Annotated in this window: 11 protein-coding genes and 1 pseudogene; 9 read left to right on the forward strand and 3 right to left on the reverse strand. The window is 56.2% G+C overall.

Annotated features, from left to right (window positions below):
- Positions 1-85: 85 nt before the first annotated feature.
- Positions 86-1,027, reverse strand: a complete 942-nt coding sequence (locus KP80_RS18805; protein WP_052285161.1) for a LysR substrate-binding domain-containing protein — start codon at positions 1,025-1,027, stop codon at positions 86-88.
- Between the two features lie 170 nt (positions 1,028-1,197).
- Between KP80_RS18805 and KP80_RS18810 the strand changes: the two genes are divergently transcribed.
- Genes KP80_RS18810 through KP80_RS18830 form a run of 5 tightly spaced genes read left to right on the forward strand, consistent with a single transcriptional unit; the run spans position 1,198 to position 6,178 of the window.
- Positions 1,198-2,556, forward strand: coding sequence for an MFS transporter (locus KP80_RS18810; RefSeq protein WP_052285162.1), 1,359 nt, complete (start codon positions 1,198-1,200; stop codon positions 2,554-2,556).
- Positions 2,557-2,567: 11 nt separating this feature from the next.
- Positions 2,568-3,596 (forward strand): gentisate 1,2-dioxygenase, encoded by a 1,029-nt coding sequence (gene gtdA / locus KP80_RS18815; protein WP_052285163.1) that lies wholly within the window; start codon positions 2,568-2,570, stop codon positions 3,594-3,596.
- A gap of 14 nt (positions 3,597-3,610) precedes the next feature.
- Positions 3,611-4,312, forward strand: a complete 702-nt coding sequence (locus tag KP80_RS18820; protein ID WP_052285164.1) for a fumarylacetoacetate hydrolase family protein — start codon at positions 3,611-3,613, stop codon at positions 4,310-4,312.
- Positions 4,313-4,320: 8 nt separating this feature from the next.
- Complete coding sequence (maiA, locus tag KP80_RS18825) at positions 4,321-4,965, forward strand: maleylacetoacetate isomerase (protein ID WP_052285165.1); 645 nt, start codon at positions 4,321-4,323, stop codon at positions 4,963-4,965.
- A gap of 19 nt (positions 4,966-4,984) precedes the next feature.
- On the forward strand, positions 4,985-6,178 hold the full coding sequence (locus KP80_RS18830) for a 3-hydroxybenzoate 6-monooxygenase (RefSeq protein ID WP_052285166.1): 1,194 nt from the start codon (positions 4,985-4,987) through the stop codon (positions 6,176-6,178).
- Between the two features lie 45 nt (positions 6,179-6,223).
- On the opposite strand, the gene KP80_RS18835 is transcribed toward KP80_RS18830, so the two are convergent.
- Complete coding sequence (locus tag KP80_RS18835; RefSeq protein ID WP_052285167.1) at positions 6,224-7,606, reverse strand: M24 family metallopeptidase; 1,383 nt, start codon at positions 7,604-7,606, stop codon at positions 6,224-6,226.
- 110 nt (positions 7,607-7,716) lie between these two features.
- On the opposite strand from KP80_RS18835, the gene dusC reads away from it, so the two are divergent.
- The 4 genes and pseudogenes from dusC (at position 7,717) to KP80_RS18855 (ending at position 13,017) form a co-directional block, all read left to right on the forward strand.
- A complete protein-coding gene (gene dusC / locus KP80_RS18840; protein WP_052285168.1) occupies positions 7,717-8,655 on the forward strand; it encodes a tRNA dihydrouridine(16) synthase DusC in 939 nt (312 codons plus the stop codon).
- A gap of 152 nt (positions 8,656-8,807) precedes the next feature.
- Complete coding sequence (gene bglG / locus KP80_RS18845; RefSeq protein ID WP_052285169.1) at positions 8,808-9,641, forward strand: transcriptional antiterminator BglG; 834 nt, start codon at positions 8,808-8,810, stop codon at positions 9,639-9,641.
- A gap of 15 nt (positions 9,642-9,656) precedes the next feature.
- Positions 9,657-11,607 (forward strand): annotated as a pseudogene (bglF, locus tag KP80_RS18850) (PTS beta-glucoside transporter subunit IIABC).
- 15 nt (positions 11,608-11,622) lie between these two features.
- Positions 11,623-13,017, forward strand: a complete 1,395-nt coding sequence (locus KP80_RS18855) for a glycoside hydrolase family 1 protein (RefSeq protein WP_052285171.1) — start codon at positions 11,623-11,625, stop codon at positions 13,015-13,017.
- A gap of 54 nt (positions 13,018-13,071) precedes the next feature.
- Here KP80_RS18855 and KP80_RS18860 read toward each other — a convergent pair whose 3' ends face one another.
- Entirely contained in the window at positions 13,072-13,806 is a 735-nt protein-coding gene (locus KP80_RS18860; protein WP_052285172.1) for a class I SAM-dependent methyltransferase, read from the reverse strand.
- Positions 13,807-13,873: the final 67 nt, after the last annotated feature.

A 13,873-nucleotide genomic window follows, 5' to 3' on the forward strand; every position in this document is an offset into this window, starting at 1 on the left:
TTCATTCATCATACAATTAAACCCTAAAGTGTGCTACCGATCACACCATGAATTCTGAGCATACCTGATATAGATAAGTGGAACATCAGGCATCTGACCGGGAAAGCTCATCAGTTTGTACAGGATGAGATAAATAGTAGAGAAAGCGGCTGAGCGCCAGCGACGGTAGATCTTTCTTACGCCAGAATACGCCGACGCTGCCTTTTTGCTCAATACGCGGCAGCGCCAGTATCGCCAACTGCCCCTGGCTGGCGTAGCGCTCGGCCAGACGTAGCGACAGAATTGAGATCATTTCACTGCTTTGCAGCAGGTTGACGCTCACGTTCATCGACGCCGACTCAATGGTATTTTCCGGTAGCATTACCCCATTTTCTACCAGCGCGTTGTCGATACTTTGTCGAATCGGCGTACCGGTCGGCCAGACAATCCAGCGCCACGGTGCCAAATCGTTCCACGTCAAGCTGCTGCGGTGGGCCAGAGGATGCCCGGTACGTGCGACAAAACATACCGGTTCGGTGTAGAGCACCTCATAGTTGAGCGGCAGCTCCAGCGCCCGCCCACCGATACGACCGACCACTACGTCGACCACACCGGACTGCAAATCGTGCAGCAGCGGCGTCATCACCTTCTCTTCAATATTAAGGTGCAGCGTCGGCATCTCCGCCAGCAGCGGAAATATCGCGTGTGAGACACAATCGGTTGCCACCGGCGAACAGCCAATTTTCAGGCTGCCGACCAGCCCGCCTTGCTTAAAACGCTCCATCTCAAACTGCGAGCGTTCGATATCATTAATGAGCCGCTGCGCGTGTTGCAGCAGCAGTTTTCCGCCTTCTGACACCCGCAGCCCTTTGCTGTGCCGTTCAAACAGAATGATGCCTAACTCCTCTTCAAACTGAGTCAGCCATTTCGACAGTGCGGGCTGGGTGATGTGCATACGTTTCGCGACCTGGGTGAGATTTCCCTGCTCGCCCAGCGCCACCAGCATCTGTAAATGATGAAGCTTCAGTTTCTGCGTCCAGTCTGCCATTAGGTATAACCTCCAGGTTATGGGTTGGCATGAAAAGCCATTGTACAACTCATTTCATTTATCACAACATGGCAACATAAAAGCAAAAAAATAAACATCTTACTCTGAGCCGCACTGGCAAAAGCGCCAACGGCGATGTGGATAACCTGCACTGATCGAGGCTCTTCCCTATGACGCAACGACGTGAACTACAAGCGCTAATCGATGCCGCACCCATCGGCAAGATGCAGTGGCGTGTCATTCTCTGCTGTTTCCTGGTGGTGATGCTGGACGGTTTTGATACCGCCGCGATTGGCTTTATCGCCCCCGCGATTCGCGAACACTGGCAGCTAAGCGCGGGCGATTTAGCACCGCTGTTCGGTGCGGGCCTGTTAGGACTGACCGCCGGCGCGCTGCTGTGTGGCCCGCTGTCCGACAAACTGGGACGCAAAAAAGTGATTGAGTGGTGCGTGGCGCTGTTTGGTCTATTCAGCCTGCTTTCTGCCTTTTCCCCGAATCTTGAAACCCTGATTATTTTACGTTTCCTCACCGGGCTGGGCCTTGGCGGGGCAATGCCTAACACCATTACCATGACCTCGGAATATCTGCCTTCTCGCCGTCGCGGCGCGCTGGTGACCTTAATGTTTTGCGGCTTCACGCTGGGCTCGGCGCTGGGCGGTATCGTCAGCGCACAGCTGGTGGCGGTGATTGGCTGGCACGGCATTCTGGTGCTGGGCGGCGTGCTGCCGCTGATGCTGTTTTTTGCGCTACTGGTGGCACTGCCGGAATCTCCGCGCTGGCTGGTGCGTCGTCAGCGCCCGCAGGCGCAGGTAGCGCGTACAGTCAGCGCCATGACCGGAGAGCGCTACGAAGAAACCGAATTTTGGCTGGATGAACCCGCGGCTACGCAAAAGGGTAGTATCAGCCAGCTGTTTGCCGGTCGCCAGCTCACTATCACGCTGATGCTGTGGGTGGTGTTCTTTATGAGCCTGCTGATCATCTACTTACTTTCCAGCTGGATGCCGACGCTGCTGAATCATCGCGGTATTGATCTGCAGCATGCGTCCTGGGTTACGGCGGCATTCCAGGTAGGCGGCACGCTGGGTGCGCTGCTGCTGGGTGTGCTGATGGATAAATTCAATCCGTTCTGGGTGTTGGCCATCAGCTATGCGTTGGGCGCGGTGTGCATCGTGATGATTGGCCTGAGCGGTGACGGCCTGTGGATGATGGCGCTGGCGATTTTCGGTACCGGCATCGGTATCAGCGGCTCCCAGGTTGGGCTCAATGCGCTCACCGCCACGCTCTATCCGACCCAAAGCCGCGCCACCGGTGTGAGCTGGTCTAACGCCATCGGCCGCTGCGGCGCCATCGTCGGCTCAGTTTCCGGCGGCATGATGATGGCGATGAATTTCTCATTCGACACTCTGTTCTTTGTGATTGCCGTACCGGCCGCCGTCAGCGCCGTCATGTTGACGCTACTGACCCTGGTGATACGCCAAACACCTCGCGTACCCGACTCGCTGCCCGTCATGGGCACGATGAAAAGTTAAGGAGAATAATAATGACCTCGGACGTAAAACACGATCGTCAGCAGTTCTATCAGCACATTTCCGGGCAAAACCTGACGCCGCTGTGGGAATCGCTGCATCACCTGGTGCCGAAAACGCCAAACGCCAACTGCGCGCCGGCCTACTGGAACTATCAGGAAATTCGCCCGCTGCTGCTGGAAAGCGGCAGCCTGATTGGCGCGAAAGAGGCGGTACGACGCGTGCTGGTGCTGGAAAACCCAGGGCTGCGCGGCCAATCATCGATTACCTCATCGCTGTATGCCGGCCTGCAATTAATCATGCCGGGTGAAGTGGCTCCCAGCCATCGACATAACCAGTCGGCGCTGCGCTTTGTGGTGGAAGGCCACGGCGCATTTACCGCCGTTGACGGTGAGCGCACTCAGATGAGCCCCGGCGATTTTATCCTCACCCCGCAGTGGCGCTGGCACGACCACGGCAACCCGGGCGATGAGCCGGTTATCTGGCTCGACGGTCTGGACCTGCCGCTGGTGAATTATCTGGGCTGTGGCTTTGCCGAAGATTACCCGGAAGAACAGCAGCCAGTCACGCGCAAAGAGGGTGACTATCTACCGCGCTACGCCGCCAATATGCTGCCGCTGCGTCACCAGGTAGGTAACTCATCGCCAATTTTCAACTACCGCTATGACCGCAGCCGCGATGCGCTGCATGACCTGACTCGGATGGGTGAGGCTGACGAGTGGGACGGTTACAAGATGCGTTACGTCAACCCGGTGACCGGCGGCTATCCGATGCCGTCCATGGGCGCCTTCCTGCAACTGTTGCCGAAAGGCTTCCAGTCGCGCCAGGCGCGGACTACCGACAGCACTATCTACCACGTGGTGGAAGGCAGCGGCGAAGTGACCATCGGTGAGCAGACCTTCAGCTTTAAAGCGAAAGATATTTTTGTCGTGCCAACCTGGCACAGCGTGTCCTTCAACACGCCAGAAGAGACCGTGTTATTCAGTTTCTCGGATCGCCCTGTCCAGGAAGCCCTGGGCCTGTTCCGCGAAGCGCGCTATTAATCAGGAGAAGAAAGATGAGCAAGTACGTATTTGAACCTCAGGCCCCGGTCGCCATCCCCGTTGTTGGCAGCGATGAACAATTCCCGGTACGCCGCGTGTACTGCGTAGGGCGCAACTATGCTGCCCACGCACGTGAAATGGGCTTTGATCCGGATCGCGAGCCGCCATTCTTCTTCTGCAAACCGGCGGATGCCGTGGTTCCCGTTGCGGCAGGTGAAACCCTGAACCTGGCTTACCCGGCGCAGACTGATAACTATCACTACGAAATCGAGCTGGTGGTGGCCATTGGTAAAAAAGGCAGCGACATTCCGCTGGAAAAAGCCGAGGAGTACATCTGGGGCTACGCCACCGGTCTGGATATGACCCGTCGCGATCGCCAGATGGAGATGCGTCAGATGGGCCGCCCTTGGGAAATTGGTAAGGCCTTTGACCTCTCTGCACCGATTGCACCGCTGCATAAAGTGGCCGACGCACCTTCATTAGACAAAGCGCCAATTTGGCTGCAGGTGGATGGCGAAGACCGCCAGCGTAGCGACATTGAACACCTGATTTGGGACGTGAAAGAGACCATCAGCTATCTGTCCGGTTTCTTCGAATTGCAGCCGGGCGACCTGATTTTCACCGGCACGCCGGAAGGTGTGGGTGCGGTAGTCAAAGGCGAAACGATTACCGGCAATGTGGAAGGTTTAACGCCAATCGCCGTGAAAATTGTTTGAGGTGAATGATGAAGCTGTACAGTTTTTTTAATAGTTCGGCCTCTTATCGCGTGCGTATCGCGATGGCGCTGAAGGGCATCGACTACCAAACCGTGGGCGTCAATATTCGTATCGGCCAGCAAAATGCGCTGGATTACCGACGCCTTAACCCGGTGGGGCTGGTGCCGGCGCTGGTCACCGACGATGGCGAGGCGCTGGGACAGTCGCTGGCGATTATTGATTGGCTGGACAGACACTTCCCGCAAACCCCGCTGTTGCCGACAAACGATCCGCAGCGCATGCGCGTGCTGGAGGTGGTGTACGCGATAAGCTGCGACATTCATCCGATCAACAACATGCGCGTACTGCGCTACCTTAGCGATGAACTGAAGGTCAGCGAAGAAGAGAAAAACCGTTGGTACGCCCACTGGATCCAACAGGGGCTGAGCGCGGTTGAGCAACTGCTCCGCCGTAGCCAAACCGGCGCATTCTGTTTTGGCGATACGCCGACGCTTGCCGACTGTTGCCTGGTGCCACAGTGGGCCAACGCCCAACGTTTTGGCTGTGATTTGAGCGGATTCCCGCGCTGCAAGGCAGTCTATGACGCCTGCGTCGCGTTGCCGGCATTTATTGCCGCCGCGCCTGAAAATCAGCAGGACAAGATCCCGGCGTAGTCAGAAAAGGAGAAGAATAATGGCTAAAGTTACCCGTGCAATTATTGTGGGCGGCGGCATCGGCGGCGCGGCCACCGCGCTGTCGCTGGCGCGTCAGGGCATCCAGGTGATGCTGCTGGAACAGGCGCATGAAATTGGTGAGATTGGCGCTGGCATCCAGCTGGGGCCGAACGCGTTTTCCGCGCTCGACAGCTTAGGTGTCGGCGAAGTGGCGCGTCAGCGCGCGGTCTTTACCGACCACATCACCATGATGGATGCGGTCAACGGCGAACAGGTTATCTGCATTGAGACCGGACAGGCGTTCCGCGATCACTTCGGCGGCCCGTATGCGGTTATCCATCGCGTGGATATTCACGCCACCGTCTGGGAAGCGGCGCTGCAGCATCCGGGGGTTAAGTATCGCACGTCGACTCACGTGGTTGATATTCGCCAGACGGCGGATGATGTCACCGTTTATGACGATAAAGGCAACAGCTGGACGGCAGATATTCTGATCGGCTGCGACGGTGTGAAATCGGTGGTGCGCCAGAGCCTGCTTAGCGACAATCCGCGTGTCACCGGGCATGTGGTCTATCGCGCCGTCGTTGAGCGTGAAGATATGCCGGAAGATCTGCGTATCAACGCGCCGGTGCTGTGGGCGGGCCCGCACTGCCACCTGGTGCACTATCCGCTGCGCGGCGGTAAACAGTACAATCTGGTGGTGACCTTCCACAGCCGTGAAACCGAAGAGTGGGGCGTGCGCGACGGCAGCAAAGAAGAGGTGATGTCCTATTTCAAAGGCATTCACCCGCGTCCGCGTCAGATGCTGGATAAACCCACGTCATGGCGTCGCTGGTCGACTGCAGACCGCGAGCCGGTAGAAAAATGGGGCAATGACCGCATCACGCTGGTGGGTGATTCAGCACACCCGGTCGCGCAGTATATGGCGCAGGGTGCCTGCATGGCGCTGGAAGATGCGGTGACCTTAGGCAAGGCTTTAACCCAATGTGACGGCGATGCCGCCCGCGCGTTTGCACTGTATGAGTCGGTGCGGATTCCGCGTACCGCGCGTATCGTGTGGTCAACCCGCGAAATGGGGCGTCTGTACCATGCGGCGGGGGTTGAGCGTCAGGTACGTAACCTGCTGTGGAAAGGTAAAACCCAGGAAGAGTTCTATCGCGGCATCGAGTGGCTCTACGGCTGGAAAGAAGATAACTGTCTGGAACCGCGCTAGTCGCGATGACCGGGGGTGCATTAGCCCCCCGGAACAGTGTTTAAATTAACCAACCAATGCCTTATCTTTGGCCAGCATAAACGGCCGCAGATATCCCACGCCGTTGGACAACGGAATGACATCGTTGCTGATGGCAATCTTCAGCACGTCGCGAATATAGCGCCGACGCGCTTCAATGCGCGTCCACAGATCCGGATAATCTTGTGCGATCGTCTGTTGCAGCGCCGTATCCGCCAGTGCCACGCTCTCTTCGGCACTCACCCCGGTGTAGCCCGGCACCGAAGGGATAATATCGATCTGCAGGATCATGCCGCTTTTTAGCGTCTCGTTCGACGCCGGATAGACCGGTGACGACATCCATTCTTCGTCGGCGCTCAAATGCCCCGGATTGAGATGCCAACCGTAGGTTTCTTTCGGCAGTACGCGCTCGATAAGGTTGTACAGCTCACCGCCCGGCATCCCAATCTGAATGTTCTCCAGCCAGTGAGCGACTGCACCAAAGTATGGCTTCGCCACGCGATCTAAGTAATCTTTTTGCGTTTCCGGTAGCTCGCTTTCATCGGCAATTACAAAGCCGGTGCGGCTGGAGAGCCCGCCTTTAAAGCCGGTGGTCATCGACAGCGGCTGACCGCGTTCGACCGGTTTATAGGTAGGATAGAGATTGGCTTTCTCAAAACGCTGACCGGTTGCCGCGATGGTGACCACCGTCTGATACTGCCCTTCAGCCGCCAGCAATGCGCCTAGCTCGGTTTCACGGATCCCTGGCGTGACGGCATCTAGCGCATTGAGCATGCAGTTTGAGGCGAGGTTCGCACCGTATTCGTAATGGGCGATTTCATTGGCGTTGTTGACCGTTCGTGCCCCTTTATCGCCGCGAATAAACAAATGCGCGGCATTCACTAGCTCCGCATGAGTGCTGTTCTTGACGGCATCGACGATAAAATACGGCAGATCGAATAATTTAGCGTTGTCGGCCTGGGCAGTGGTAAACATCTTCCAGCCCACCAGGCCAATTTTCGACATCGTACTCAGCCCGGTTTCGTTGAACAGCTGGGCCAGCGGCTTTTCGTTTTCCATCGGCTGGTTGGGCAGGGAAAATAGCGGGTAGTGCTTGAGGGCAACAGGCAGGCGTGAACGCTGTGCCATTTTGAGGTTTTCATTGCCAAGAATGGCAGTCGCGTGGCCGGATTTATCCAGCACCAATAGGCCTTCTTCGAAGCGCGGAATAAACCCGGTCAGATATTCAAAGTTGCCGCCATGTTCTTTATCGGCATAAATCACCAGGGCGTCGAAGCGTTCTTCGCGCATGCGTTCCAGCAGCTTATTTTTGCGCGCAAGCATAGTGGCATCGGTTAATAAAACCGGCGGCACATCGCGAAACTGCTGCGGGGCAGGCGTGGTTTGTAGCTGGATAACTTTTGAATTCATCATTCACCTCCTGGTGTGTCGATAATCGCGATGGTGCATCGCGCTCCTGGCAGTGGAAAGCTGCATGTGAAGACGTTACCATAGCGCCTCTTTTTTTTCCGGATAACAATATGCGTGTTTTACTGGCGCCGATGGAAGGCGTGCTCGATTCGCTGGTGCGCGAGCTGCTGACCGAAGTGAATGATTACGATCTGTGCATCACCGAATTTTTGCGCGTGGTGGATCAGCTGCTGCCGGTAAAATCATTCCAGAAGCTTTGTCCGGAGCTACATAACCACAGTCGTACCCCTTCTGGTACTCGCGTGCGAGTCCAGCTATTAGGGCAATACCCGCAGTGGTTGGCGGAAAACGCCGCTCGTGCGGTTGAACTGGGCTCCTGGGGAGTAGACCTCAACTGCGGCTGTCCGTCGAAGACGGTGAACGGCAGTGGCGGCGGCGCGACGCTGCTGAAAGACCCGGAGCTGATTTATCAGGGTGCAAAAGCCATGCGTGAAGCGGTACCGGCGCATTTGCCGGTTACGGTGAAAGTGCGTCTGGGCTGGGACAGCGGCGCGCGGCAGTTTGAAATTGCCGATGCGGTACAGCAGGCCGGAGCGACGGAGCTGGCGGTGCACGGGCGAACCAAAGAAGATGGCTACAAGGCCGAGCGGATCAACTGGCAGGCGATTGCCGATATCCGCCAGCGTCTGACCATTCCGGTTATCGCCAACGGCGAAATCTGGGACTACCCAAGCGCGCAGGCGTGTATGGCGGTGACCGGCTGCGATGCGGTGATGATCGGCCGCGGGGCGCTGAACGTGCCAAACCTGAGCCGGGTCATTAAATACAACGAACCGCGACTCCCGTGGCCGCAGGTGGTTGAGCTGCTGCAAAAGTACACCCGCCTGGAAAAACAGGGCGATACCGGACTGTACCACGTGGCGCGTATCAAGCAGTGGTTGGGGTATTTGCGCAAAGAGTACGACGAGGCGACCACGCTGTTTACCGCCGTCCGCGCGCTGCAGGAGTCGAAGCTTATCGCCCAGGTGATTAACGACTGGCGCGGATAAAGTTCCGATCCACATCACAAATTTCCGTTTGCTCCATTGAGCTATTGATACGGAAAATGAAATACTCATAGCGATTGTTACTGCTTCGGCAGGCAAAACCTGATTATCTGACGTCTGTCAGAGTCAGGTTTTTTTGTTTCTGGGGTTCATAAATGCACATCGCCAAAGTTCTTAATAATAATGTGGTGGTTGTTCTGGATGAACACCGGCGTGAGCAGGTTGTGATGGGGCGAGGGCTAGCCTTTCAGAAACGCGTCGGCGACTCATTGGATGAGACAAAAATCGAGAAAGTTTTTGCCTTACAAAGCGACGAGCTAGTAGGGCGGTTGGGTGAATTACTCAGTCAGATTCCGCTCGAGGTGATGACCACCTGCGACCGGATAATAGAACGGGCCCGCGAGCGGCTAGGGCCGTTACAGGAGAGCATTTACATCACGCTCACCGACCACTGTCACTTTGCTATCGAGCGACAGAAAAACGGCGTAGCGCTGCGAAATGTCCTGCTGTGGGAAACGAAACGGCTCTATCCGAAAGAGTTTGCCCTAGGGCAGGAGGCGCGAGCGCTGATTGCCAGGCGGCTCGGGGTGGAGCTGGCGGAAGATGAAGCGGGTTTTATTGCGTTGCATCTGGTGACGGGCCAGCTTAACAGCGAAATGCCGGAAGTGATGCACGTGACCCGCGTCATGCAGGAAATCTTGCAACTGGTGAAGTATCAGCTGCATCTGGAGTACGATGAAGAGTCGTTAAGCTACCAGCGCTTCGTGACCCATCTGAAGTTTTTTGCCCAGCGTATGCTGACGCGAACGGTGGTAGAAGATGACGATGCGTCGCTGCATAGCGCGGTGAAAGACAACTACGCGAAAGCGTGGAAATGTGCGGAAACCGTAGCCCTTCATCTGCAAAACAGCTATCAGCGATCGCTAACGACGGAAGAAATTATGTTTCTCGCCATTCATATTGAGCGGGTGAGAAAAGAGGGGCGTTAACCCCTAAACCACTGGATTGTTACTGCATTTTTGCAGGCAAAACCTGAGCGCGGCGTCTTCGGACGACGTTCTCGGGTTTTTTTGTTTTTATACTCGGTCAAGGAATTACAGTATGGAATACAAAGCACTCGCGCAGGATATTCTCAGCCACGTTGGCGGCAAAGAGAATATTGTGAGTCTGGTTCACTGCGCTACCCGACTGCGTTTTAAGCTTAAAGAGAGCGGCAAAGCTGATGCCGAGGCGCTCAAAAAGAACCCCGGCGTCATTATGGTGGTTGAAAGCGGCGGCCAGTTTCAGGTGGTGATTGGTAACCACGTTCACGACGTGTGGCAGGCGGTGCGTTACGAAGCCGGAATTAACGACGACAGCGAACCGGTCGCCGTGAAAGGGGAGAAAACATCAGCGCTCGGGCAGGTGATTGATATTGTCTCTGGTATTTTTGCACCGTTTATCGGTGTGATGGCGGCGACTGGTCTGCTGAAAGGGTTGCTGGCGCTAGCGGTGGTCTGCGGCTGGCTCAATACCGAACAGGCAACCTATAAAATCTGGTTCGCGGCCAGCGACGCGTTGTTCTTCTTCTTCCCGCTGTTTCTTGGCTATACCGCCGGGAAAAAGTTTGGTGGCAATCCGTTTATCACCATGGTTATCGGCGGCGCGTTGACGCATCCGCTAATGATACAGGCCTTCGAGGCGGCGCAGGCTCCGGGTGCGGCGGCGGACTATTTTCTCGGTATCCCGGTCACCTTTATCAACTACAGCTCGTCGGTTATCCCGATTATTCTCGCCGCGTGGGTGAGCTGTTGGATTGAACGACGCAGCAACGCCTGGCTGCCGTCGGCGATGAAAAACTTCTTTACCCCGGCCATCTGCCTGGCCATCGTGGTACCGCTGACGTTCCTGATTATTGGTCCGGTGGCGACCTGGCTTAGCCATCTATTGGCCAACGGCTATCAGGCGGTGTATGTCGTCGCGCCGTGGCTAGCGGGGGCTGCGCTTGGCGGGCTGTGGCAGGTGTGCGTGATTTTCGGCCTGCACTGGGGGCTGGTGCCGCTGATGATAAACAACATGGCCGTGCTGGGATACGACTCCATGATGCCGATCATTGTGCCTGCGGTCGTTGCTCAGGTAGGGGCGGTGCTGGGGATTTTCCTTGCCACTCGTGATGCACGTCAGAAAGTACTGGCGGGCTCTGCGTTTTCCGCTGGCCTTTTCGGTATTACCGAACCGGCTATCTATGGTTTGACGCTGCCGCTGCGCCGTCCGTTTATTTTCGGCTGCGTGGCCGGTGCGATTGGTGGTGCTATCACCGCATTTAGCCACAGCTACACCTTTTCATTTGGTCTGGCCAACATCTTCACGCTGGCGCAGATGATTCCGCCTGGTGGCGTGGATGCCAGTTTCTGGGGTGGTCTCACCGGTGCGATCGTTGCCTTTATTCTGGCACTGGTGATGACGATGATTGCCGGTCTGCCGCATAAATCAGCAGAACCCATTGCGGTGGCAAACGCGTCAGAAAATGACGTGCTGGCGCCGATGACCGGTACCGTTCTGGCATTGGAAAATGTACCGGATAGCACCTTTGCGAGCGGACTGCTCGGCAAAGGGGTAGCGATCATTCCAAGCGTGGGCGAAGTGATTGCGCCGTTTGACGGCGAGGTGGCCTCTATTTTCCAGACCAAACATGCCATCGGTTTACTGAGCGACAGCGGTATTGAACTGCTGATCCACGTCGGCATCGATACCGTCAAGCTCGACGGTGCGCCGTTTACCATCCATGTGAAAGAGGGCGATAAGGTCAAGGCGGGTGACCTGCTGCTGACCTTCGATCGTCAGGCGATTATCGATGCCGGTTATGACCTGGCAACGCCAATTATTATCAGCAACAGCGACGACTATCCGGGGCTGGACATCAGCGCCGTCAGTGCGGTGACCGCTGGTCAGCCGCTGTTAACCGTACAGCATTAATCACAGGAGAGAGAGATGAAAACATTCCCGCATACGTTTCTTTGGGGCGGCGCGACCGCGGCCAATCAGGTCGAGGGCGCTTATCTGGAAGAGGGTAAAGGACTATCAACCTCCGACGTACAGCCGCACGGCGTTTTTGGTGAAGTTGTCGAACGTGTGCCGGGTGATGCCGGCATTAAGGACGTGGCTATCGATTTCTATCATCGCTACCCGGAAGATATCGCGCTGTTCGCCGAAATGGGCTTTAACTGCCTGCGAGTCTCCATTGCCTGGACGCGCATCTTCCCCAACGGCGATGATGCCGAGCCCAATGAAGCGGGTCTGGCGTTTTACGACAAATTATTCGATGAGATGGCACTGCACAACATCACCCCGCTGGTGACGCTGTCGCATTATGAAATGCCGTGGGCGCTGGTGAAAAACTACGGCGGCTGGGGTAACCGCAAGGTGATTGGCTTCTTCGAACGTTACGCTCGTACCGTGTTTGAACGCTTCAAGGGTAAAGTCAAACTGTGGCTGACCTTCAACGAAATCAATATGTCGCTGCACGCGCCGATGACCGGCGTTGGTCTGCCAGCGGACAGCAGTAAAGCCGACATTTACCAAGCCATCCACCATCAGCTGGTGGCGAGCGCACTGGCGGTGAAAGCGTGCCATGAAATCGTCCCGGAAGGGAAAATCGGCAATATGCTGCTGGGTGGCTTGATGTATCCGCTGAGCTGCAAGCCAGACGACGTGTTTAAAACTCTGCAGGAAAACCGCAGCTGGCAGTTCTTCGGCGACGTACAGTGCCGCGGCGCGTATCCGGGCTATATGTTGCGCTATTTCCGCGATAACGGTTTTGAACTCACGATTACCGATAGCGACCGCGAAGCGCTGAAATACACCGTCGATTTCATCTCCTTTAGCTACTACATGACCGGCTGCGTCACCGCCGATGAAGCGCTGAATAACAAAGCGCGCGGCAACATTCTCAACATGGTGCCAAACCCGCATCTGGAGAGCTCGGAGTGGGGCTGGCAGATTGACCCTCTGGGTCTGCGTACCTTGCTGAATGTCCTGTGGGATCGCTATCAGAAGCCGCTGTTTATCGTGGAAAACGGTCTGGGAGCGAAGGATAAAGTGGAAGCCGACGGCAGCATCAATGATGACTATCGCATCAGCTACCTCAACGATCATCTGGTGCAGGCGCGTGAAGCCATTGAAGACGGCGTTGAGCTGATGGGCTTTACCAGCTGGGGGCCAATCGATCTGGTCAGCGCCTCGAAAGCCGAGCTGTCCAAACGCTATGGTTTTATCTACGTTGACCGTAACGATGACGGCAGCGGCACGCTGGCGCGCAGTAAGAAGAAAAGCTTTGGCTGGTATAAAGAGGTGATTGCGACTCACGGCGCAAGCTTGAAAGAGTAAGTCTGAAGTGAACTGCGCTTTATCCGGCCTGAAAGCAGGATAAAGCGCGGTGTTTTAGCCCGCTTTTCGGGCACGCAGAATGAAAATCATCGGCCGCTCTTTCTCTTCATCAAGCGCAGGGTTGGCGGCAATTTGCTCCGCCGTTGGTCCCCACTCATTAAGATGTTCAATCACGAACCCTGCGGCAACCAGCGCGTTAATCCAGCTGCCCAGCGTACGGTGCTGTTTCTTTACGCCGTCGGTAAACCAGTTGCTGATACGCTCACCTTCTTGCTGATAGCGGCTCACCGGCCAACTTTTCTGCCCGTGTTCATCCACCTGCCAGCCCTGTTTGAGCGGAGCGGTATAGATTGGGTGTTCGGCGGTGAATACCAGCGTCCCCCCCGGCGTTAATGCCTGATAGACGTTGGCCAAAAGCGGAGCAATATCCGGCAAATAGTGCAGCGTCAGCGAGCTGTAGACCAGTTCGCAGCTATTGGTGGGCAGATTGAGGGCCTGCAAATCTTCGCGGCGGTACGCAATACCGTCGCCGTCGGTCATCTCGCGTGCGCGTTCCAGCATCAACCTGGAAAGATCGAGGCCGGTGACCTGCGCTGCGCCCTGGTCGCGCGCCCAGCGGCAAAACCAGCCGTAGCCGCAGCCGAGGTCCACAACCTTCAGGCCGGTTACCTCAGGCAGCATCTGCTGAATAGTGGGCCATTCCGGCGCGCCGTCCAGCCCCTTGACCGAACGATCAAGGGTGGCATATCCGGCGAAGAAATTGGCATCGTCGTAAATGTTCTGACTCATGTTCACTCCGTGAATTCTCAGTGTTTTTAGCTGTATTTAAGTATGTCTGTTTATGTTCCCACACGCT

This window comes from Kluyvera genomosp. 1, from assembly GCF_001266615.1.
In the GTDB taxonomy this organism is placed as follows: Bacteria; Pseudomonadota; Gammaproteobacteria; order Enterobacterales; family Enterobacteriaceae; genus Kluyvera; species Kluyvera cryocrescens_A.